This is a genomic window from Caproicibacterium argilliputei, assembly GCF_029211325.2.
Classification (GTDB): Bacteria; Bacillota; Clostridia; order Oscillospirales; family Acutalibacteraceae; genus Caproicibacterium; species Caproicibacterium argilliputei.
On record NZ_CP135996.1, the window covers coordinates 67,280 to 87,901 of the forward strand.

The window sequence follows — 20,622 nt, forward strand, 5'->3', positions numbered from 1 at the left end:
ATAATAAAGAAGCTGTCCTGATTAGGACAGCAGATATGCGCTCGTAGCTCAGTTGGATAGAGTGTTTGACTACGAATCAAAAGGTCCTGGGTTCGAATCCCCGCGGGCGCACCAAATTGTTGTGATGATAGGGCGAGACAAGTTGTTGTCTTGCCCTGTTATCATAAACGAATGTGTTTAGTGCAAAAATTAAGCATATTCGTTTATGATAACAACTCCATGGCGATTGAGGCACCACGGAGAGATTATCACAAACTTGATAAAACTGTTTACTTCCAAGGCTCTTTCCTGTGGGACGGCCACTGTTTGGGCGTACCGCTTGTCCACACGTTGTTCTGCAAGCAGAGGATTGCAAATGCACATCTGATTTGCCTGCAGGTATCGTTCCCTGGGCATTCTTCCGTAAACAGCAAATTTTCAAGGTTCAGTTCAGTTCAGTGTGCAAAAAGTTCAGTCGATATTGTGAGTAAGTAAAAAATGAAGCGACCTGCACCTCACACCTAGAGTTTGCAGACCGCTTGACAAATGTATAAGTTAAACGCTATAATGAAGCGTATAACTACATTACAAGTCATAATGGTTGGTTGAAACCCTTATGGCGCAAGGCTGTTGAATGTCTGGTTAACATTTAACGCCTGTAATGCGCATTCAATTTTCTATTGCTTACTTTGCCATTGTACCACATTATGGCAGGATATGCAAGTGGAAATTTTGAGGTCACCTTGAAAAAAGGTGGCCTTTTTCTTTTTTGTCTTCCCCTCTTTTCAAAAACGGAAAAATGTGCTATGCTTTAAATGGATGATTAAGGGAATTAAAAGAGGGATAGGATTATGAAAAATAAGAGATTTGCCGCTTTGGTGATGTCGGTAGCAATCATTTTTGCCGGAATCAGTTTCAGCGGATGCGGAAATAGTGCCAGCGCCGCAAAGGATGACGGCAGCGCAAAAATTACAGAATCGACAATTGACGGGCAACTGTGGAATGATTCATCAGAACATTATACCTACACTTTTTATGCAAATGGGAAATTTACTGTAACGGCTGGAGTTGTAAATGGTACTAATGCGTCAGCGTATACTGCAAACGGTACATACACGCTGAATGATAAAAAGCTTACATTATTGCTTGATCCAATGAAAGAAGTTTTTACGCAATCGGAAAAGGGCGGGAGAACAATGTTTACTGGTGGAGATGGCCCTTATTCGCTATACACAAGTCAAAGCGCGGCCGAAGATTCCATTGCCAAGGGAACCGGAAAGGTTTCTTCAAGTTCAAAGTAGTAAATTGCATATCCATACAAAAGGCGAAGGGAGTTTTCTCCCCTCGCCTTTTTAATTTTTTAAGTGCGACATAATGTCGCACTTGTTAAAGATGTTTTTGCGGGCTTTATCTCTCCCCCCCTCTTTTCAAAAACGGAAAAATGTGCTATGCTTTAAATGGATGATTAAGGGAATTAAAAGAGGGATAGGATTATGAAAAACAAGAGATTTGCAGCTTTGGTGATGTCAGTAGCAATCATTTTTGCCGGAATCAGTTTCAGCGGATGCGGGAACAGCACCAGCGCCGCAAAGAATGACGGCAGCGTAAAAATTACGGATACGACGATTGAGGGTACGCTATGGATGGACTATTGTCAAAAATATTCATATTTGTTTAATGCGAATGGGCAGTTTACTGTAACAGCTGGAGTGGTAAACGGCACTAATGCATCAGCATATACTGCAAGCGGTACATACACGCTCAAGGATAAAACACTTACATTATTGCTTAATCCAACGAAACAAGTGTTTCATCAAACAAGTGGAGATGACCAAAAGGTTTTTACTATGGACGACTCCCCTTATTCTCTGTACTCAAATCAAAGTGCGGCCGAAGATTCCATTGCCAAGGGAACCGGAAAGGTTTCTTCAAGTTCAAAATAGAAATATCTATACAAAAGGCGAAGGGAGTTTTCTCCCCTCGCCTTTTTAAGTGCGACATTATGTCGCACTTGCTAAAGATGCTTTTGCGGGCTTTATCTCTCCCCCTCTTTTCAAAAACGGAAAAATGTGCTATGCTTTAAATGGATGATTAAGGGAATTAAAAGAGGGATAGGATTATGAAAAACAAGAGATTTGCCGCTTTGGTGATGTCGGTAGCAATCATTTTTGCCGGAATCAGTTTCAGCGGATGCGGGAACAGCACCAGCGCCGCAAAGAATGACGGCAGCGTAAAAATTACGGATACAACAATTGAAGGTACGCTGTGGGCGGATGATAGCCAAAAGTACGCGTATTTGTTTAATGCGAATGGGCAGTTTACTGTAACAGCTGGCGTTGTAAATGGCACTAATGCGTCAGCATATACTGCAAGCGGTACATACACGCTCAAGGATAAAACACTTACATTATTGCTTAATCCAACGAAACAAGTTTTTCATCAAACAAGTGGAGATGACAAAAAGGTTTTTACTATGGACGACTCCCCTTATTCTCTGTACTCAAATCAAAGTGCGGCCGAAGATTCCATTGCCAAGGGAACCGGAAAGGTTTCTTCAAGTTCAAAATAGAAATATCTATACAAAAGGCGAAGGGAGTTTTCTCCCCTCGCCTTTTTAACTTTTCAAGTGCGACATAATGTCGCACTTGTTAAAGATGTTTTTGCGGGCTTTATCTCTCCCCCCTCTTTTCAAAAACGGAAAAATGTGCTATGCTTTAAATGGATGATTAAGGGAATTAAAAGAGGGATAGGATTATGAAAAACAAGAGATTTGCAGCTTTGGTGATGTCGGTAGCAATCATTTTTGCCGGAATCAGTTTCAGCGGATGCGGGAACAGCACCAGCGCCGCAAAGAATGACGGCAGCGTAAAAATTACGGATACAACAATTGAAGGTACACTGTGGGATGATGATAGTCAAAAGCATGTGTACACGTTTAATACAAATAAGCAATTTACTGTAACAGCTAGAGTTGTAAACGGCACTAATGCATCAGCATATACTGCAAGCGGTACATACACGCTCAAGGATAAAACACTTACATTATTGCTTAATCCAACAAAACAAGTTTTTATGCAATCTGAGAAGGATGGAAGAACAGTATTTGCTGGTGAAGAGGGCACTTATTCTCTATACACAAGTCAAAGTGCAGCCGAAGATTCCATTGCCAAGGGAACCGGAAAGGTTTCTTCAAGTTCAAAATAGAAATATCTATACAAAAGGCGAAGGGAGTTTTCTCCCCTCGCCTTTTTAAGTGCGACATTATGTCGCACTTCCTAATAGCGTATTTTCAATCAATTGCTGTAGCTTATCACTGTCAGTTTTGCATACAGTGTCAGTTGCAGGGAGTTGGTAGCGCAGCAATGGCAGCCCGATTGCTGCAAAAAGTTTATTCTTAAAGCGGTCATTTGCCAGCTGACGCTGAAAGGCTTTGTCGGCCTGTTCCTTTGTTGTATCACCTGAGTAATATGCTTGTAAATGTGAGGAACCGTCAATCTCAATTGCCAGCACTGGTCGATAACGGTGAAATGTCACAATGCGGCCATCCTTGCGCTGATGGGTATGGTTAGGGTCATCCTTGCAGATAAGGAAGTCAACGCTCTTTGACAGTATCTTTGTTTTTGCAAGATCCGCTGTTACGCCTTTTTCAAGTTTCACAAAAGAGTGCAAGCTAACTTGTGCGAAAAGATAGAGCTTCATGTTCTTAAGCTTTTCACCCTTCAATGCTTCACCAATGTGATAATAAAAAAAGCTTTCATTTGGCGTCATTATGGAATCACTGAGCCAGAAATTTTTATCTGGGTTGTCTTCAACTGCCTGACTGCGAAGCTGTCTGTTTTCAGTTTGCAATTGATTGAGGCTATTTTTCAGATCTTCAATCAGTTTGTTTTGTTTATCAAAGATAGCTTGCACATTGACAGGAGTAATATTTTGCTGCTTTTTGCGTCCGAACATCATGTTCCCTCTCTTTTCGGCAGATTTTGCCATATCCTAATATTATCACATTTTAAGAAAGGGAGCAATAACAAGTGCGACATTATGTCGCACTTGCTTGCCTTTATGCGTGTTGAAGTTGTTCAATCATCTTCTGTAAATCGGAAATCGTTTTTGCTTGCTGGGTTACCAAAATAGAAATCGAAGTGTTTGCCTGTGTGGTTTCCTGACGCATATCTATCATGTCTGTCTGTTCCCGCAAAAAATCCAAATCCGGAGAACAGTACTGCTTGATAGTAAAGGCAACGTCTGTATGCCCAAGTATCTGAGACAGTGCCTTAATATTCATACCGTCCTCCAGAGCACGCGTAGCAAATGTGTGCCGATATACATGGGTGGTAATGAAAGGAATACCGGTTTCCCTGCGAAGGCGCAGATAGAGCTTCTGCAGGGATGATATTGTCACTGGATTGCCATTTGACGAGTGGAAAATAGCGTTGTCAAAACGGCATTTAGGTTGGGATAATAGAATTTGTTGAGCTTCCCTGTTAAGAGGCACAGGGCGTACACCGGCTTTTGTTTTGCTCTTGCGTATGTAGATAACTTGCTGCTTTTTGTCATAGTCGCTCCATTTGAGATTGCACAATTCTTCGGCTCGCAGACCTGTACGCAAAAAGAAAATAGTCACATAGCCGAGCAGCGTCTCCTGCGCCACTGCTTCAACTTTTGCCTGCTCTTCGCGTGTGAGCGCACGCACAATTTTCTGTGCAGCTCTTTTGGGAATGTAAAGCTTGCCTATCTGTGAAACACCGAATGCCGGAATCTCACTAGCAGCTTCGTATGCTTTGTGAAAGACAACGCGAATAGAGTTGAGGGTTGATTTTGCGTATTTGCCAGCGAGATCATTCAAAATTCTCTGTATATACAAAGAGGTAAGCTCATCCAGCGGCATATCCTGCAGCTCTGGATGATAGCGATTAAGAATGCCTATTGCGCATTTGTAGCAAGCGTATGTTTTTTCAGCGAGGTTTGGCTTAGAATAAGTTTCGTTCCATTTTTTTAACCAGTCCATAACAGTTGTTTTTTCCATTTCGTAAGCCTCCAGAATATATTTGTTCTTCACAAGAGTAAAAATATAGAAATATCCTGTCAATTTTTTTGAAAAACGATATAATAATGAAGGCGTATGAAGGTGGAGTATAATTTCTCAAAAGGATTCCGTTATGCGCACAAAAAAGAAGGCGGAGGTGGTAGCCCCCGTCTTCTTGCTGTTTATAAAAAATAAGTGCGACATAATGTCGCACTTACGGAGGGCGGATAGGATAATGCATAGGCTTACTCCTTTTGCGTGGCTGGACGCATCAGGATGCCCTGATTGGTGCAGATCAGCTCTGCACAGTCAGTCAGATGATAAATTTCCCGGAGCTGAACCGGGATAGACATCCGGCCGAAGCCGTCGATTTGACGGACGACACCGGTTACTTCTGCTGTGATCTGGATTTTAGGCATACCGAATTCATTTTCGTTCATGTTAATTCCCTCTTTTATTATTTGTTTTTGGTTGAATTAAGGCATAAAAAAGAGGAGGGCAACCCTCCTCTAAAAGTGTAAGTACGACATTCTGTCGCACTTAGCAATTGACTTCGTGATAGACAACTCACTTACAATAGAATGTCTTGCAATAACGACGAACACGGTTTTATAATATCGTCGTAGATAAGCGTATTGCTACTGTTATCAATCTTGCAGGGATTGTTCAACAATATCTCATTATCATTATTAACTTCTTTTTCCAGCTCATAATTCTTCCAAATATGTTGATAGTAACCGCCGCCTTCTGCCTTTTCGTGTGACTTAAAATAAAACTCGTTTTTATCAAACATATAGCGCAACGACAAGGCACAAATTGGCTTGCTTGCTGTCATGCTTGTTTGAACTGGAAAAACCAAGGCCACATATTTATCGTTAATGCCTACTTTTATGCATAGCAGCATGGGCAATTGTTCGTTTAGTTTCATAATATATGGATAACCCATTTTACTAACTTTACGCCCATACTTCCTTGAAATGGTTTGATAGCTTTTATTAGGATAACGATGATTTATCTTATAGTCGTCAAACTCTTCCATTCCCAACGTAAAATTAAAAGTCAATACATCAGAGTTTCTGTACGGGAAATAGCAGCCCAAGTCGAAAACTATACAGCATTCATCTTTAGCCAACTGAATTTCGTTCTTGAAAATTTCGCTATAATGCGTCATTTTTTTATCCCTTTCTTGGATGTTATAAAATTCGGGTACAAAAAAGAGGAGGGCAACCCTCCTCGTAAAAATATAAGTGCGACATTATGTCGCACTTACAAAAGATTTTTAATGGAATATTAAACGTAAGCAAATGATTGCGGTGCTTGGTGAAGCCCATAATCGGATAAACTCCGCGGCCGTTTAAATTTTTTTATTTTTCCTAGCTTATATGCCACTGCTATATCATGTCCTTGATAATAATGATCGAAAAAGGATTTATTTACACCGGAAAATGATGAAGTCTCACTCCACACTTTCTCTGGTGAATCCTCAATAATTTCTAGAATGTCGACCTCTCCTATTACTAGCATAGTGGGTGCAGTTTCATACATAACGATTTTGCGAACTGGTTGTTTACATTTCCTTTTTCGAAATTCATACTTTTTGCTGCCGTTAAGAATATTCACGACATGTTCAGGGTTAATTGATAATAACATTTTCTGCATGTACATCACCCATTCTTAAAATTTGATTAAATTGTTGAGGAGAATAGGATATTTGATAAGGATGGCAATTGAACAGACCTTGTTCATGCAAGTTCTTTTGAATTACATTGTGCCCATTTCCGAAGAATCCATTATAGACCATTTGTATGGCGAGAAGCGTCTGTTTTTTGTAGTACAGCGCGGTAAGTTCCTCATGTGAGAAGACAGTCTTATTTCCGGCCAAATCTAAAAAATCAAATAGAGAAACCGTTTTACTGGACGATTTGATAATATCAATTTTCGTAATTGTACAAAAGGAAGTTACAACGGATTTGTATTGCTTATGTTCACCAGAAAACTTTCTGTAGATAAAAATTGGTTCATCAATCGTATAAACCGTAGGTTCAAAGGGAGCAGCGATAAAAATTTTGGTTACTCCATTCCCAGCAGTTTCTTCTTCGATTTGTCCGTTATTCCCTTTTAGTTCCGAGTAAGGAAATAGTTTATCATGATAAATATCATTGATAGGAATAATCCCTGCTTTTTGAAATGGTTTTATAAAGGGGAAACAAGCGTATGGGTTAGAGCAGTCAAGACTGTATCTACACTTTATATAGATATTTTCTCCAATAGGACTTTTTCCCGCCATAGAAAATCCAAACTTTTGAAATAAGTCAATTAACAGTCTGTGTTTTTCAAAAACTGTTACATAAATTTCCGGAAGCTGTGATTCCTGCCATTTCCATAGGCAAACGCCTAACGCCCCTTCTCCTAATCGCTGACCTCTGAATCGTTCAGCAATACGAATCGTAGAAATTTTCAATCGCGGTTTGGAAGGTATTTTCCCTTGAGTGGTAAGAATTTCTTGCGTCTCTGGTTTCAAACTTATAAAAGCACCAATACCATTTTCATCGTAAAACACCAATGCCGGCCGATGTTCATTTGCTTTTCGATTAAACCAGCTACTAAAATCAGAATAATCTGACTTTAGTGACGAAAAAAATGGATCATTTAAATTAATTTGAGAAAAATCACTCCAAATAAATTTTCCCGCCATAATACCACTCTCCCAATATTTTAATTATACCATATATGGGAGGTAAATTAAACCTTTTTCTTGCTAAGTGCGACATAATGTCGCACTTAGCAATTGGATAGGGAGATTATTTTCTTCGTGCAGTTGTCTTTTTAGGTGCTTTCTTGTCTGGAAATTCCAAAGAGAACTGCGGCCTGCCGTCCTGCATCGCCATTTTAAAGTAAGCGTCATACTTCTTTCCGGTTTTCGCGCTGGTCAGATTCTTCGTCAGGCAGCGGTGGTGCGGACCTAGCAGCGATTTCGCAGCGGCTTTGGTAAGCGACTTACCAAAGTGTTTGAAGTAGTTGTTCTCCTTCCAGAGCGCGAACGTACAGCCGTCCCTGTAGCCGGAGCAGCGGAAAGACAGTTTTCCTTCGTATACGGGCTTGCCGCAGAGCGGGCACTTGCCGATTTCTTCCCGGTTGGTTTCCCGGCTGACGTGGACTCCGGAATAATCGTCCTGCAGGTGACTGCGAATAGAAGCAAGTACGGAATCCGTCATATCGGAAATATTTGCATTACCGGATTTGATATCCTCCTGGATTGTCCACCAGAGAGCCGTCAAGTCCGGCTTTTTAATGTCATCCGGCAGCAAGTCGTAAAACTGACGTCCATATGGGGTTGATATCAGATGTTTGCCGTCATCCTGGAGATAACCGCGCTTGATCAGTGTTTCAATGATTTTGTCACGCGTGGCCGGGGTGCCGATGCTGCCGTTTTCACCTTTTTTGTCTTTGTCCTTTGCTTTCAAGGCAGCTTTCGCCTGCGGATCGGTGACGTACTTTGCAATCTGCGTCATGTCAGTAATCAGGGATGCCTGTGTGTATCGTTTCGGCGGTGCAGTGAATTTCTCGGAAATTTCGCAGTCGGTGATTTCTGCCGAATACTGTCCGGCAGGAACATCACTCAGCGCCGTTGTGTTGACCGCTTTTGCCGGGTAGTAATCGGCGAATCCTGCACTCAAAACACGGCTGGTACTTGCCTTAAAGCTGCCTTTCCCGTCAATGCCTGCCTCGGCCGTGGTAACTTCCGTCGTGCGTCCGGGCAGAAACTGCACCAGATAGCGCAGTGCGATTTCCGTGTACACGTTTTTCTGTTCATCCGTCAGAGCATTCAAGTCAAAATGAGAGCCGGTTGGAATGATCGCGTGGTGCGCAGTTACGTTCTCGCCGTTAAAGCATTTGGACGTGATGCTGTAATTAAGCGGCATTTCCACGCCCAGTCGCTGCATGACTGCAGGGAGGATCTGCGGAGCGGATTCGTGCTGCTCCGCGTTCAGATATTGGCAGTCGGAACGGTTGTATGTAATCGCCTTGTACTTGTCGCGCAGCTCCTGCGTAATTTCAAGCGTCCGGGACACCGGAATGTTGTATTTTTCATTCATGTGCGCCTGCAGTTTCACCAGATTAAATGGCAGCGGCGGTTCCTCTGTTTTCTGCACTTTCGTGATTTCAAACTGTGCCGGGTGCGGCAGGTTGGCACCCACATCTTCCAATAAGGCGCAGTCAAGGCAGTGTCCATCTTCCAGCGATTCTTTCAGCGGCTTGAAATCAAGGCCAATTGAGATATTATGTAGGATGGTAGCCGCAGATAGCTCAAAATATTTCTGCTTCACATGGCCTTCAATAGCTTTGTCGCGATTGACTACCAATCCAAGAGTGGGCGTTTGTACCCGCCCGACTGACATTCCTTTGACATTGAGTTTTAATGCAAAAAAGCGGCTATAATTGTAGCCGAAAGTTTTGTCACACAGTGCGCGGGCATGGGCAGCTTCGCCAATCGACCGGAACTTGTCGTTCGGCTGCAGCTGTTGGAAGGCTTTCTGGATTTCAGAGGGGGTATTATCGTTAATCAAAACACGTTCTACCGGTTTCGTATTGTGAAAGTGGTCAAGTATTTCGTCAATGAGGTACTGCCCTTCATCGTCCGGGTCACCAGCGTTAACAATGCTGTCAGCTTGCTGCATGAGTTTGCCAATCTGCGCAAGCCGTTCCGCTTTACCGTCAATGGCGACTGACGGCCAAGGGTTAAAAAACATCGGCAGATCTGCGAGGTTCCACTTTGCATATTTCGAGTCCAGCTTTTCCGGTTCCTCCAGCTCCATCAGATGACCAAAGGCCCAGACCACGGTATATCCGCTGCCGGTCATGGTTCCACTTGCTGCTGGGGTAAGATTAAGGGCTGTGCCGATGGCACGGCCGAGTTCTGGCTTTTCTGCGATAATCAGTTTCATAATTTAGTTTTCCTCCAAACAAATAGGTTCCTTTATTTTGTAATGATCAGTTTAACACAGTATAGATGGTCCTGCTCTATGTTGGGGCAGATCTGAATACCGAGCCTAAGCAAATTGGATAACCCATTTTTCAATCACTTTTTTAATATACGGTTGCGTTGCGTCTGCAAATTCACAGAAATCTTCCCGCATTTCTTCCAACGTGTCATAGGCAGCGAAAAACAGTCTATCCGGCTCGATTGTTTGACGGAATGCTTTTGCAATATCTTCTTGATGGTCTAAAACCCATTTTTGACTTTCGGATAATGTCATCTTTTATGTACTCCCGTTCAAGTGGATTTCTAAGTGCGACATAATGTCGCACTTACTAGATGTGTATTCAAACCTTTTCATTTGCAACTAAATATTAGTTGCATTTTCGAGTGCGTTGTAGTATACTATTACTGGTGATAAAAAATGAGTCAAAAGGAAAAACTACTGCAAAGACTTTTGCAGCGTCCAAATGATTTTGAATACGTGGAAATGGTCAAATTGCTTCGATACTTCGGCTATAAGGAAGACACATCACCAAATGGTTCCCGTATACGATTTGTTTCCAAAAATCAGTCGGTCATTACGTTTCACAAGCCACATCCTCAACCCACATTAAAACGGTATGTGCTGGATGTTGTAATTGACATTTTGAGAAAGGACGGTCAGATCCAATGAAAAACTATTTAGTCTACAAAGACTACCATGGTACTGTCGAATATTCCGCTGAGGATGACTGCCTGTTCGGTCAAATTGTCGGGATTGCGGATTTGATCAGCTATGAGGGACAGGATGTGGCAAGTTTGAAGCAGGATTTTGAAAATGCAGTCGATGATTATCTCGCTTTGTGCAAACAGCTGAACAAGGAACCGCAAAAAGCGTATAAAGGGTCCTTCAATGTTCGCGTCTCTCCGGACTTACACCGCAAGTTGGATCTGATTGCACAAACCAGTCACCAGACGCTGAATTCCGTTGTAACAGAGGCACTTACAAGTTATGCCAAACAGCAAAATTCTGCAACACGGTAAAATGTGAAAGATTCAACTCAAATCCCCAATCATAAAAAAGAAGCGCGTGGCTTTTTAGCTACGCGCTTCTTCCAATATATTAACATTTTGCAAGTTCCTCATACGCTTTGCGGTTTTTTTGAATCAAGCGGTTGGAAATTGCCGCAATATCTTCATCACTGGCGTATTGTTCCCCTTCTGCCTGCTGAAATTCAATCAGCAGGTAACGTGGTCTATTATTTTTCAGAATGACAGCTGCGCCGTTCTGGTCAACCATTCTGGCAATCCTTGAGAAGTTCTGATTTGCATCGGTAATGGAAACGAGATTGTTCGTGTCAATTTTCATAGGTATCATCTCCCTGTGATTATTATACCACACATCATAGGATAAATTCAACCTATTTTATGATTCTTGGTTTTATTTAGTTCAGCTTTAAATCCGCAGCTTTGACGTTCTGCAGCAGTGTGGTTTTGGTATCATCCACCAGCCATTTCCCATTCTGCAGCACAACCTTTGCGGATACTAGCATGGTACTGGCTGTGTCGGTGCTGCCACTGCCGGTACTGTGGTTCAACGTCTGCTGCGCAACGACGTACACATATTCCGTCTGCGTATCTACATAGTGGGAGGACGTATACACCGCCTGGCACTGGGACTGATAGGTCATAGTGGGGTTTTTTGTAGTCGCGGAAGACACGCTTTTCGACGGTGCACCGTCAGTGTCCACGGTCAGTGCTTTCTTCTCTTTGTCGGTAATCAGATCCTGTACCGCCTGCATCTGATTCTGCGCCGAGGTGTTTGTGGAGTATGTATTATACTTTTCCACCATGGTAGCCGCTACTTGCTCCGCGTCCTGGCCGGTGACCTGTACCGGCTCCGAAGCAGCAGAGGAAGTGTTGGAATCCACACCAGATTCCGAGCTGCCTGTTTCAGAAGTCTGTGCCGCGTCCTGCTGTGCAGCGCGCTGCAGCCGGGTACGCAGTGCGGCGTTGTCCGATTGCAGGCTGCTGTTCGTATCCGCTGCCGCCCGGTTTTGCTGGGCAAGCGTTTGATTATTTTGCTTTGTGATGGCCAGTGTTCCGGCCAAGATGGCGGAAACTGTGGCCAGTGCAACAATGATGATACGTGTTTTATTCATATTTACATCCTCCAAAATTATTTGACACGTCCGTAAGCGTAGAAATGAGATTTCCAATAAGACGAGGTGCAATCCCCAACAACGATGGCATCCGCAGAGCTGGAGCAGTGCATCATCTGTCCGTTACCAAGATAAATGCCGACGTGTGTAATGGTTTCGCCACAGAAATAGGTCCCCTGAAAAAAGATAATGTCCCCGGCTTTTGCCTGCGTGGGTGAAATCGGTGTGCAGTAATCGTCGTAAATGCCCTGTGCCGTCACGCGCGGCATATTTTTAATCCCGGCCTGTGTGAATGCCCAGCAGACGTAACTGCTGCAATCCAAAGCTTGTCCCGGCGTATTGCCGCCAAGGACGTAGTGAGTCGTTGCTTTGATACCATCCGTTACGCTGATGAGGGACTGCACGTTTGCATCTGTTGCACCGCCGCTGGCCGTTCCGTCTGCGGAATAATATTGTAAAACGTGATCGACATAATGAATATCACCGTAACTGGCCCATCCTGATTTCTGCGCCATCATGTTTGAAAATTCCACCGCGTTTTCCGCAGAATATCCGCCGCGCTGTTTCACCCAATCTATGTAGCCATTTCCGAAGTTGTACCCTTGCAGTGCCAATTTAATGCCCTGCATATCTGCTGGGCCGGTTGCCCCCGCAGCTTTTAGGCAGTCCCGCAGCTCCTGAACGCCACACTCTATACTGTAATGCGGGTCGGTAATTCCATTTGGTCCATGCGGATAATTTTTATTGTAGGGTCCTTCACTGGCCTGCATGGGGTCACCACCCTGACCGCTGCTTTCCTGCTGCATCTGTGCAAGCAGCAGCGGAACATACTGTGACATTCCGTATTGTGCCGCTACTTCGGTAACCTCTGACTCGTAGGCCAAAACGGCAGGGCACAGATTTTTGTATTTTCCGGTGCCGCCCGCGGAGCCTTCCCCGGAATTTGTGTTGCCAAGAATACCTCCAAGTACGCTCACAAGCGCACCCGCCAAAAGGATAAAAAGAAGAGCGACAACCAAAAAGCTGCCGCTGACTGCAAGACCAAGTTTCTTTTTTATAACAAGTGCTGGCAATTCATCATCCCCTCCTATATTAAAATCCGCCGCGGGATTCCGTTTCTGTTTCTGACTCCGATGCGCGCAGCATGGTCTCATAATCTCGCTGGTTCCGATAACTGTTGTCACTGCGCAGTGCTTTTTTCAATGCGCCGAGAGCACGGTCAAGATCGTGGTTGACAGCTGCACGGCGTACCAAAGGACGCGTATCCTGCCGGGGGCCTCCGGTTATTCGCTGCCGCGCCAGGCGGTCATACTCCCGCATCTCTGTGAGGATGGAGTTACCCATCCGGGTATACAGATCCCGCAGCTTCGTTGTTCCATACTGCGTGTGCAAATCGCGCTTGCTGGTTCCGTAAACAGATTGCTGGAAGCGTTCTTCTTTTTTTAGTGCCTGCGTCAACTGCGCAAAATCCGCCGGGTGATACCGGTCAATGTACGCTTTTGTCAGCCGGTCAATCTGTGGTCGCAGGGACTGCATGGCACCCATATTGTATTTCCAAGTGCGCCGGTCGTGAGGCAGTGCATGGTAAATTGCAAGGAACTGCTGGCGTAACTGGTGGTCCTCTTGAAACAGATTTTTTGATTTGGCGGCAATGATGTTGTTTCGGATTAAGCTGTTAATATGCTGCAGATCTTCCGTGCGATCAACCAATCGGTTTGCAACCTGGGACTTTACTTTGTCCAAAGAAGACTGTTTCCACTTGCCACGAAACTGTTCTTCGCCGTTCACCAAAACCGTTTTTCGGGAGGGCTGTGGTTCTACAACTGCAATGTGGATATGAATGTTGTCCGTGTTGTAATGCATAGCGGCTGTCCACACAGCGCTATCCTGCATTCCCTCATTTTTGAGCAGTGCGGTCATAGCTGAGCGCGTTGCCGTGCGCAGGTGTGCCTCATCCAGCAGACCGGTGCGAGCGTCGTACAGACCATGTTCCTGCAGCCAGTCGTTGCGAAAAGAAACGACGGTCTGCCACATGGGACTGCCGTTTCGCTGTGCCTTTGTGAATTGACTTTTGTAAAACCTCTTTTGCTGATCAGAAAGCGCATCGGCTGTAGAGGTGAACAAGGCACTGGTGCGTTCGGAATCCGGGTTGAAGTCAGATTGTTTTGCGGGGTTGTCCATGTAGTCCGTCATGTAGGCAGAAAACTGTTGATATTTGTCATTCCGAATTGCATTGTCTCGGTCCATATAATCCACATAAGTCCGAAAGCGCTTGTCTCCGGACATGACGAATTTTGTGTGCATAACAACGCCGGGGACAGGCCCCGGACTATGATTATGTGTCATTTTTAATCCCTCCTGTTTAGCGTAACAGAAAAGGAGTGCCTCCCTTTGGAAGCACTCCTTTTACAATTGGATAATTATTATAACTCTACGGAATAGCCAAGTTTCGCTTCATGTGCTCGTTTGTGTTTTGTGAGAACGTCCTTAACGACAGCATCAAGATCATGCTCTGCCGCATAATCAATATAGGTATAAGTAGAAAGACAAGGCATGACGGAATTGACATCCACATCATCCACTCGCACAAAGCACCACATCTTTTCTTTCTTTATTAAAGCATCTAAGATATGTTCCAATTCTGCCTGTGCAAAGTTAGAATGAACCATAGCCTTTGATACAAAGCTGATTGCAATATCACACTCCGAAATTCCTTGTAAAATAGAACGTAGCAAAGGCTTCCCGCTTTCAAGATCCTTCTTGTCAATCCAAAAGTCAATTCCGCAGCTTTCCATTCTCTCTGTAAAATCATACACAAGCGCTTTGTCAGTATGGCAATAGGAAATAAAAAGACGTGGCCTGTCTGCCTGAAAATAAAGATCATATCCCTTTTGTTTGAGTTCATCCACTTCCGGAAAACTAAAAAAGCCCGCCACTTGAAATTCAATGTCTGCTTGTCCCGGCCAAGGCTGCCGAATGTTCCATTTCCGAGCAGCTGTTTCCCTAAACAATTCATCCATACCTTTACTGTGAATTTGGAAAAGTTTTAAAGAGGAAATTTGTTGACAAACGAAATCTCTCACAGACTCATCTGTAGTTTCAATCGAAACTAAAAAATGCAAATCATATGGAACGTTATTTACAAACAATGTCATGCAATCCTGTATGGGAAGTCGTGCGTTAATTTTATTTAACATCTCAAAATATTTACTTCGGTGTCCATAAGGTATTTCAAAAATAATAGCGTGTTTCATAAATTCCTCCGTGTCAAAAGCGAAAACTTTTTTCCTATTATAACATGGAATCGTAACAAATTCATGACCGAAGGAGTCTGCGCAATACAGTTCAATGAAAGACAAAGTAAAGTCCATCAGGCGTGCATCGTTTACAGGGACATGAAACCATGTGGGATGTTCTGCACAGAAATTTTCGTCCACAAGTTTCTTCGCGCGAAGATAAGAACTACAAGAGCGAGGAAATTTTTCATCAAACCCACAAGGCCAAGGGGAATTGTTTTCGGAATAATAGCGCACTCTTTATTCCTCCTTTCGCTTGTCGTAATACCGAACTTGCTTTTCTTTCAGCACTGTCATCAACTGCTGACGAGCAGCACGGAGCTGTAGAGAATCATTTTTGTAATGCGTCGGATCAGTTGCAGTCGCCATCTGATCATTCAGCAACGCCAGACACAACCAAGCACTATCCGCTGCGCTTTTGGCCGCGGCTCTGGTTATGGATTGGATATTCAGAATTTCTTTCAGTTGCAGAGAGATTAACGATTCCTGTACACGACGCTCCAACAGTATGTGCGCAACTGCCTCGGAGAAAGAGGATAACTGGTGCTCTGTTTTATATGCGTCCAGGTAAGCATGGTCTTCTTCACTCAGCCGGATTTGTTGGGAGTACTTTTTCATTTTCCGCCTCCAATTCGTACAGCAGCTTTTCCAATGCGGTATCCTGCCGGGTCAACGCTGCCGTATTGTTTTCGATTATCTGACAAACTTTTGTGAGCAGTTCTGTGTACCGGGATTCGTCTGACGACGTTCCGGAAGTGAACTGCAATTTGTCAACTTGTTGGTCAATGAGGTTTACAAGGAACTGACTGCGTGAAAGGCTTTTCGCCTTTCTCATTTGGTCAATGGTCATTACCGTGTGCGGTGATAATCCGTGAATTGAAATGTCCATAAGGAACCTCCTTTTGCGTTTTGAACTCGGAAAATGGAACATGGAATGGGAAGAAAAAATTCTAGGGAATGGGAAGAAAGAGCATAAGGGAAATCTGATTCAGATTCTCTGAATGCTAGGCAAAGCCTAGCGATTTCGTGATTCGCGAAAAGTGCCGTTTCATGCAGGTTTGCATGATGTTTTTGAGCCTTTAAGTACCGCTTTTCGGTACATCAAAGTAAATGATAGGACCGGAAGAAGTGCCGGAAGTGGAGCTGGTTGGAACTGATGATGTTCCGGAAGAAGGCGCAGACGAGTCTGTTTGTGAAGAGGATGGAACGTTTTGAGAGGACGAACTGCTGTCAGAAGATGTTGGTTTTGTGTCCTCATAAGTACGCGTTACACCGTTGTAAGCGTCGCCAAGTTTTACATTCAGCTTCGAAAGCTTTGCCTGATAAGCGTCGATCTGCTTCGTTATAGAGGTGTTGTTATCTTGCATGGATTTGATTTGGGAAGTCTTTGCATCCATCTGGGACTGCACATCCTCCAGGTCGGAATCCGTCAGGTAAGGTTGCTTTTTTTTCAGCGTATCTATGGCGCGCTGCAAGGAGGTGACCGCTTCGTTGTTTCGTTTAATCTGCGTATTGCAGACAGTGATTTTATCCTGTATGGCAGTAATTTCAGATTCAATTGCGTCTACTGCGTAATCCTTTGAGGTACCGGCTTTGAGCGTGGTGTTGAGGTTAACCGTGCGGGAATCACAATAGAAAACAGCGTGTGTATCAGAGGAATCCAGAATACCAAACAAGGATTTTGATTTTTGTTCCGCAGGGTCTTCGGCGTTTTGAATTGAGAGCAGTGCAGCCGAATTGTCCGAAATGGACAAGCCGAGAACGTTCCAATCGTCCGGGACACTCGGCATTTGGATAACCAGCGTAGAGTCGTCTGCGTAAGCGGTTTTGCACGTCAGTTGGTTCATGACGGCGCCTTTTGCATCGAACTGATAGAGCTTTGGCGTAAACCGTAAGTCCTGGTCATAGACAAAGTTTTCGTCTTCCGGTTTGATGCCAAACACCGCCTCCAGGTAATGGGTATTGGGATTGTATTCCCACTTATTGAGCGTTAAAACAATGTTATCGGAGCATTCCTGCTGCATACCGTAAGCACTGCTGTATGTTTTTGAGGTGTCAGGCATCCACAATTTACTGGAGCAGAAGAACAGCATCAGGGAAACAAAAATGATACAGAAACGCTTATAGGACTTTGCTTTGTTGCGAAGCTTTTTCTTCTCTTTAATTTTTTTCTTGGTCTGAATGTCATGGGCAGGCGCTGCGACCGCTGCTTGTTCCGCCATGTTCAAGCACCTCCTTCAAAGAGCTTCAAGTCCTCATTAGACGGATCGGTAATCATATTCAGGGAATCTTCACCGTAGAGCAGGATGGCTTCTCCTCGAATAAATTGGGGGATGCGCTCAACCTGTGACGGCGTGATTTCGTTGGCAAACACCTTTGCTATCAGTGGCAATGCATTCGAGTCATGCTGCATAATGAATTTATACTGTGCCAATTCAAACAGTGTTTTCAGCTTATCAATGCCAGCTTCTTCCGGTGCAAAGTCACGGATGGACTGGCTGGCAAACCACAGGCCGGTGAAATATTTACGGTCCTGCCGGAGGATTTCAATCATATAATCCAGAACCAACGGGTTCTTGGTATTGATGTACTCATGCGATTCGTCAAGTATCAGCATCAGCTTGGTAAGATCTTTAATGCACGATTTGTCGGAACCTTGCGCTTCAAATTCAGCTTTGCTGTTGCCGCCGATCGTCACCATATCGTCCAGCATCAGTGACAGAATGTTAAACAACTGTGCGTAAAAAATGCCCTCTTTCATGTTGGCCAGGTTCTGCACATTGAAGACAACGATCTGTTCATTAGTCAAATTCGGAATGGAGGTGTGTCTGTTAAACATCTGCGGGTAAGCGTTAACCAGGCTTTGCACGGTCAATTCGATGGACTCTAAGCGCTGCCTTTTAGACTCGGAAAGCTTTGTATTTTCCTGCTTGGATGCGAAATCCTCATACAAATCAGATCTAATTAGCTGCAGTAAATCCCCGAAGGTGGGGTACGCTTCCGGCGGCAGGCCAGTCATTTGGCTGCCCTCTGCGTGGCTTTCCGGACTCCAGATGCCGGTGCTTTCGTACAGCAGGCGGCAGTATTCTTCGAACTCATTGCGAATATCATTCGTCGAATCCGGCGCTAAAAAGCTGTACAACATATTCAGTTTGGAGAGGTGACGCGAAAAGTTTACGGAGTCGTCTTCCGCAGACTTGAAAATCTCCAAAGGATTCAAACAATATTGCGAGCCATCCATATAGACCACGGTTCCGCCGAGTGTTACGCCAAGTTTTGTAAATTCACCGGTTAAGTCCAGCACGCGGATGTAGTTGCCGATGATTGCATTCATCTTCATCAGCATTTTGAGTAAAGTGGATTTTCCGGAACCTTTCTTCCCGGCCACCACGCCGTCATACGACAATCGCTGCGAGGTTTTGCGAAACGTATCCAGAAACACATTGCCGTCCGTGCGAGTAAATCCGAGGTACATGCCCCAAGGATCATCCAGCCGCTCCACGTTAAAAGGATACCCGAGCGCGACCGCGCTGGCCGGGCAGCCGAGGCCCTTGCGGTGGTTGATTTCCTTTATCTGCGTGGTATACGGTTGGAACAGTGCCCTATATTCCGGTTCTGTTTCGTCGAGAAAAATCGCGGCCTGATATTCCTCCGATTCCAGCTTTTCAATAATCGTGCGGCAGGTTTTGTCCAGCTCATTTTTATTTCGATTGGACGCATAGATACGCAGATGCACCATTTTTACAACTTCCGATTCAGTAATGATGCCCTCCAACATATTGCGCAGCAGTTCATAGCGATTCTGTGATTCAATCTGTTCTTCGTCATTTTTGTTGTCGCGCGATTCAACTTCGGTAATGCTGCGCGTAAGACGTTTTTTAATTTCTTTTAAATCAGCGGGTGCAACGTCAAGCGTTGTAAAAACGCCTTCCATACCCATAATTTGCTGCAGCCAGAAAGTGCGAACGGTTTTTGGCAGGCCGTACAGATGTATGCAGCAGACATATCCGTCGCCGGTTTCGATGTATCTGTCGCTCTTAAAGCTAAGGTTTCCGCCAGGCTGCGTCCTAGAAATCAAGAACGGATTATACCCATGTTTTTTTGCGAAAACTGGATCGTTATCAACAAACTGCGGCATCAGCTGCAGCCTTGTCGGCTCCGCCTTTTTTGCGGCTTTTTTCTTTTTTATCTTCTCGGCCATTTTTGATTCCTCCTATTTGATAGACTTGCTCATGTTGTTTAGCCGCCACAAAATATCTGCTTTTATCTCATAGCTGATTTCTTCAATAAAAATTGGCGATTCATACAGCAGTCCTTTTAAAGTCCTTAACTGATCCTCACTGGCTGCAAAAACGAAGAAAAACGACTGACGCTCCGTGGTGGTTTCGTCAAGCCGTTGGTACTGCCAAACAAGTTCCTGCAGCATTTGCCGGTGCTTTTTTGAGGTTTGGCGCTCGCTCATGTAGGTAAGATAGTCCCGGTGCTGCTTTGTGTTGGTGGGCATATTAAGCGATAATATTTTGTAAGGTTCTTTATACTTCCTTTCAAACTGGGTACCGCTTGCAACTAGGCCGCGGACTTCATCCTCCGAACGGTTAAAATAGGACTTACCACGAATCCAAAGAATGTCCATGCAGGTATTATCCTGCAGCAGGAAGTACCCGCCGGTTTTAGTCCGCAGATAATCCCGCACAGGATAAATGTCCAGTACAGTCCGCGTAATTTGTTTACCGCGCCGGACGGCTTCCTTGTGCCGTTCCTTGTCCGGTGATTTTGCTTTTGCCTTTTCTTTTTGCGGGGCAGCCTTCTGGTTTTTCCTCGCTTTTGGTACCTTTTTTGTTGGAATAAAAATCTTTGTAGCGATCTGCTGAAATTTACTCATTATAGCCATCCTCCTGCTTCCCATTGAGGGAGTACACCGTTTCGCGGTTGCGGAACAAATAATACTGCAGACCCTGCCAGTTCCGCCTGCCTGGGTTTGATGCATCAATATTCCCGATTAAATAAAGGAAGGTCAGAACACCAAACAAAATATATGGAATCAGAAGCCAGCCGTTAACAGCAGCGGAAAAGCAAATAAAAAGCCCGGTTACAACAGCAGCTGCAGCCAGGTCCTTGAGGTAAAACACAAAGTCGCCAAATTGAAAAAGCTTGATTTCCTCATATAAAGACTTCGGAATTGTCTGATACAGATCGTCCATG

At 44.3% G+C, this 20,622-nt stretch carries 25 protein-coding genes and 1 tRNA gene; 7 read left to right on the top strand and 19 right to left on the bottom strand.

Going from position 1 to position 20,622, the window contains the following annotated elements; genetic code table 11:
- Positions 1–37: 37 nt before the first annotated feature.
- The 5 genes from PXC00_RS00300 (at position 38) to PXC00_RS00320 (ending at position 3,183) form a co-directional block, all read left to right on the top strand.
- Positions 38–114 (top strand) — tRNA-Arg (locus PXC00_RS00300).
- Positions 115–830: 716 nt separating this feature from the next.
- Complete coding sequence (locus PXC00_RS00305; protein WP_275847002.1) at positions 831–1,280, top strand: hypothetical protein; 450 nt, start codon at positions 831–833, stop codon at positions 1,278–1,280.
- Between the two features lie 192 nt (positions 1,281–1,472).
- Positions 1,473–1,922, top strand: coding sequence for a hypothetical protein (locus PXC00_RS00310; protein WP_316935023.1), 450 nt, complete (start codon positions 1,473–1,475; stop codon positions 1,920–1,922).
- A gap of 176 nt (positions 1,923–2,098) precedes the next feature.
- Positions 2,099–2,548: a hypothetical protein gene (locus tag PXC00_RS00315; protein WP_316935024.1), complete on the top strand. Its 450-nt coding sequence runs from the start codon at positions 2,099–2,101 to the stop codon at positions 2,546–2,548.
- A gap of 185 nt (positions 2,549–2,733) precedes the next feature.
- Entirely contained in the window at positions 2,734–3,183 is a 450-nt protein-coding gene (locus PXC00_RS00320) for a hypothetical protein (protein ID WP_316935025.1), read from the top strand.
- Between the two features lie 57 nt (positions 3,184–3,240).
- Here the strand turns inward: PXC00_RS00320 and PXC00_RS00325 are convergent, their stop codons facing one another.
- The 8 genes from PXC00_RS00325 to PXC00_RS00360 all read right to left on the bottom strand — a co-directional run bounded on the left by PXC00_RS00325 (position 3,241) and on the right by PXC00_RS00360 (position 10,260).
- Positions 3,241–3,936: a DUF2726 domain-containing protein gene (locus PXC00_RS00325; RefSeq protein WP_275844950.1), complete on the bottom strand. Its 696-nt coding sequence runs from the start codon at positions 3,934–3,936 to the stop codon at positions 3,241–3,243.
- Between the two features lie 100 nt (positions 3,937–4,036).
- Entirely contained in the window at positions 4,037–5,002 is a 966-nt protein-coding gene (locus PXC00_RS00330) for a tyrosine-type recombinase/integrase (RefSeq protein ID WP_275844949.1), read from the bottom strand.
- Positions 5,003–5,247: 245 nt separating this feature from the next.
- Positions 5,248–5,442 (bottom strand): hypothetical protein, encoded by a 195-nt coding sequence (locus PXC00_RS00335; RefSeq protein WP_275844948.1) that lies wholly within the window; start codon positions 5,440–5,442, stop codon positions 5,248–5,250.
- Positions 5,443–5,573: 131 nt separating this feature from the next.
- A complete protein-coding gene (locus tag PXC00_RS00340) occupies positions 5,574–6,134 on the bottom strand; it encodes a hypothetical protein (protein WP_275844947.1) in 561 nt (186 codons plus the stop codon).
- Positions 6,135–6,292: 158 nt separating this feature from the next.
- The gene (locus PXC00_RS00345; protein ID WP_316935026.1) at positions 6,293–6,661 is read right to left on the bottom strand and encodes a hypothetical protein; all 369 of its coding nucleotides are present in this window, start codon (positions 6,659–6,661) and stop codon (positions 6,293–6,295) included.
- Positions 6,636–7,697 carry a GNAT family N-acetyltransferase gene (locus tag PXC00_RS00350; RefSeq protein WP_275844945.1) on the bottom strand — a complete coding sequence of 354 codons (1,062 nt, stop codon included), beginning with the start codon at positions 7,695–7,697 and terminating at the stop codon, positions 6,636–6,638. The genes PXC00_RS00345 and PXC00_RS00350 overlap by 26 nt, the downstream gene beginning before the upstream one ends.
- A gap of 106 nt (positions 7,698–7,803) precedes the next feature.
- Entirely contained in the window at positions 7,804–9,948 is a 2,145-nt protein-coding gene (locus PXC00_RS00355; protein ID WP_275844944.1) for a type IA DNA topoisomerase, read from the bottom strand.
- Between the two features lie 105 nt (positions 9,949–10,053).
- Entirely contained in the window at positions 10,054–10,260 is a 207-nt protein-coding gene (locus PXC00_RS00360) for a hypothetical protein (RefSeq protein WP_275844943.1), read from the bottom strand.
- A gap of 210 nt (positions 10,261–10,470) precedes the next feature.
- Here PXC00_RS00360 and PXC00_RS14095 point away from each other — a divergent pair, with 210 nt between their 5' ends.
- Together PXC00_RS14095 and PXC00_RS00365 are read left to right on the top strand one after the other, a co-directional pair.
- Positions 10,471–10,656 carry a type II toxin-antitoxin system HicA family toxin gene (locus PXC00_RS14095; RefSeq protein ID WP_407654341.1) on the top strand — a complete coding sequence of 62 codons (186 nt, stop codon included), beginning with the start codon at positions 10,471–10,473 and terminating at the stop codon, positions 10,654–10,656.
- Positions 10,653–11,006, top strand: coding sequence for a type II toxin-antitoxin system HicB family antitoxin (locus PXC00_RS00365; protein ID WP_275844942.1), 354 nt, complete (start codon positions 10,653–10,655; stop codon positions 11,004–11,006). Before PXC00_RS14095 ends, PXC00_RS00365 begins: the two co-directional genes overlap by 4 nt.
- Before the next feature lie 79 nt (positions 11,007–11,085).
- On the opposite strand, the gene PXC00_RS00370 is transcribed toward PXC00_RS00365, so the two are convergent.
- The 11 genes from PXC00_RS00370 to PXC00_RS00420 form a co-directional block, all read right to left on the bottom strand.
- A complete protein-coding gene (locus PXC00_RS00370; protein ID WP_275844941.1) occupies positions 11,086–11,331 on the bottom strand; it encodes a type II toxin-antitoxin system Phd/YefM family antitoxin in 246 nt (81 codons plus the stop codon).
- 76 nt (positions 11,332–11,407) lie between these two features.
- Positions 11,408–12,124, bottom strand: a complete 717-nt coding sequence (locus tag PXC00_RS00375; RefSeq protein WP_275844940.1) for a hypothetical protein — start codon at positions 12,122–12,124, stop codon at positions 11,408–11,410.
- Between the two features lie 17 nt (positions 12,125–12,141).
- Positions 12,142–13,197, bottom strand: a complete 1,056-nt coding sequence (locus PXC00_RS00380; protein WP_275844939.1) for a bifunctional lytic transglycosylase/C40 family peptidase — start codon at positions 13,195–13,197, stop codon at positions 12,142–12,144.
- A gap of 19 nt (positions 13,198–13,216) precedes the next feature.
- Positions 13,217–14,470: a MobP2 family relaxase gene (mobP2, locus tag PXC00_RS00385; protein WP_275844938.1), complete on the bottom strand. Its 1,254-nt coding sequence runs from the start codon at positions 14,468–14,470 to the stop codon at positions 13,217–13,219.
- A gap of 77 nt (positions 14,471–14,547) precedes the next feature.
- Positions 14,548–15,657, bottom strand: a complete 1,110-nt coding sequence (locus tag PXC00_RS00390) for a toll/interleukin-1 receptor domain-containing protein (protein WP_275844937.1) — start codon at positions 15,655–15,657, stop codon at positions 14,548–14,550.
- Between the two features lie 3 nt (positions 15,658–15,660).
- Positions 15,661–16,038, bottom strand: coding sequence for a hypothetical protein (locus PXC00_RS00395; RefSeq protein WP_275844936.1), 378 nt, complete (start codon positions 16,036–16,038; stop codon positions 15,661–15,663).
- Positions 16,004–16,309, bottom strand: a complete 306-nt coding sequence (locus PXC00_RS00400) for a hypothetical protein (RefSeq protein ID WP_275844935.1) — start codon at positions 16,307–16,309, stop codon at positions 16,004–16,006. Before PXC00_RS00400 ends, PXC00_RS00395 begins: the two co-directional genes overlap by 35 nt.
- 190 nt (positions 16,310–16,499) lie before the next feature.
- Complete coding sequence (locus PXC00_RS00405) at positions 16,500–17,642, bottom strand: hypothetical protein (RefSeq protein WP_275844934.1); 1,143 nt, start codon at positions 17,640–17,642, stop codon at positions 16,500–16,502.
- 2 nt (positions 17,643–17,644) lie between these two features.
- The gene (locus PXC00_RS00410) at positions 17,645–19,621 is read right to left on the bottom strand and encodes a VirB4 family type IV secretion system protein (protein WP_275844933.1); all 1,977 of its coding nucleotides are present in this window, start codon (positions 19,619–19,621) and stop codon (positions 17,645–17,647) included.
- 12 nt (positions 19,622–19,633) lie between these two features.
- Positions 19,634–20,302 (bottom strand): hypothetical protein, encoded by a 669-nt coding sequence (locus PXC00_RS00415; protein WP_275844932.1) that lies wholly within the window; start codon positions 20,300–20,302, stop codon positions 19,634–19,636.
- Positions 20,295–20,621 carry a DUF5592 family protein gene (locus PXC00_RS00420; protein WP_275844931.1) on the bottom strand — a complete coding sequence of 109 codons (327 nt, stop codon included), beginning with the start codon at positions 20,619–20,621 and terminating at the stop codon, positions 20,295–20,297. The genes PXC00_RS00415 and PXC00_RS00420 overlap by 8 nt, the downstream gene beginning before the upstream one ends.
- Position 20,622 lies beyond the last annotated feature (1 nt).

Excerpts from the sequence above, each read along its gene's own strand:
- PXC00_RS00350 (WP_275844945.1), bottom strand. The coding sequence starts at position 7,697 with ATGGCGGGAAAATTTATTTGGAGTGATTTTTCTCAAATTAATTTAAAT.
- PXC00_RS00415 (WP_275844932.1), bottom strand. The coding sequence starts at position 20,302 with ATGAGTAAATTTCAGCAGATCGCTACAAAGATTTTTATTCCAACAAAA.
- PXC00_RS00410 (WP_275844933.1), bottom strand. The coding sequence starts at position 19,621 with ATGGCCGAGAAGATAAAAAAGAAAAAAGCCGCAAAAAAGGCGGAGCCG.
- PXC00_RS00320 (WP_316935025.1), top strand. The coding sequence starts at position 2,734 with ATGAAAAACAAGAGATTTGCAGCTTTGGTGATGTCGGTAGCAATCATT.
- PXC00_RS00395 (WP_275844936.1), bottom strand. The coding sequence starts at position 16,038 with ATGAAAAAGTACTCCCAACAAATCCGGCTGAGTGAAGAAGACCATGCT.
- PXC00_RS00370 (WP_275844941.1), bottom strand. The coding sequence starts at position 11,331 with ATGAAAATTGACACGAACAATCTCGTTTCCATTACCGATGCAAATCAG.
- PXC00_RS14095 (WP_407654341.1), top strand. The coding sequence starts at position 10,471 with ATGGTCAAATTGCTTCGATACTTCGGCTATAAGGAAGACACATCACCA.
- PXC00_RS00375 (WP_275844940.1), bottom strand. The coding sequence starts at position 12,124 with ATGAATAAAACACGTATCATCATTGTTGCACTGGCCACAGTTTCCGCC.
- PXC00_RS00335 (WP_275844948.1), bottom strand. The coding sequence starts at position 5,442 with ATGAACGAAAATGAATTCGGTATGCCTAAAATCCAGATCACAGCAGAA.
- mobP2 (WP_275844938.1), bottom strand. The coding sequence starts at position 14,470 with ATGACACATAATCATAGTCCGGGGCCTGTCCCCGGCGTTGTTATGCAC.
- PXC00_RS00405 (WP_275844934.1), bottom strand. The coding sequence starts at position 17,642 with ATGGCGGAACAAGCAGCGGTCGCAGCGCCTGCCCATGACATTCAGACC.
- PXC00_RS00365 (WP_275844942.1), top strand. The coding sequence starts at position 10,653 with ATGAAAAACTATTTAGTCTACAAAGACTACCATGGTACTGTCGAATAT.
- PXC00_RS00315 (WP_316935024.1), top strand. The coding sequence starts at position 2,099 with ATGAAAAACAAGAGATTTGCCGCTTTGGTGATGTCGGTAGCAATCATT.
- PXC00_RS00360 (WP_275844943.1), bottom strand. The coding sequence starts at position 10,260 with ATGACATTATCCGAAAGTCAAAAATGGGTTTTAGACCATCAAGAAGAT.
- PXC00_RS00305 (WP_275847002.1), top strand. The coding sequence starts at position 831 with ATGAAAAATAAGAGATTTGCCGCTTTGGTGATGTCGGTAGCAATCATT.
- PXC00_RS00330 (WP_275844949.1), bottom strand. The coding sequence starts at position 5,002 with ATGGAAAAAACAACTGTTATGGACTGGTTAAAAAAATGGAACGAAACT.
- PXC00_RS00310 (WP_316935023.1), top strand. The coding sequence starts at position 1,473 with ATGAAAAACAAGAGATTTGCAGCTTTGGTGATGTCAGTAGCAATCATT.
- PXC00_RS00345 (WP_316935026.1), bottom strand. The coding sequence starts at position 6,661 with ATGCAGAAAATGTTATTATCAATTAACCCTGAACATGTCGTGAATATT.
- PXC00_RS00400 (WP_275844935.1), bottom strand. The coding sequence starts at position 16,309 with ATGGACATTTCAATTCACGGATTATCACCGCACACGGTAATGACCATT.
- PXC00_RS00325 (WP_275844950.1), bottom strand. The coding sequence starts at position 3,936 with ATGATGTTCGGACGCAAAAAGCAGCAAAATATTACTCCTGTCAATGTG.
- PXC00_RS00420 (WP_275844931.1), bottom strand. The coding sequence starts at position 20,621 with ATGGACGATCTGTATCAGACAATTCCGAAGTCTTTATATGAGGAAATC.
- PXC00_RS00355 (WP_275844944.1), bottom strand. The coding sequence starts at position 9,948 with ATGAAACTGATTATCGCAGAAAAGCCAGAACTCGGCCGTGCCATCGGC.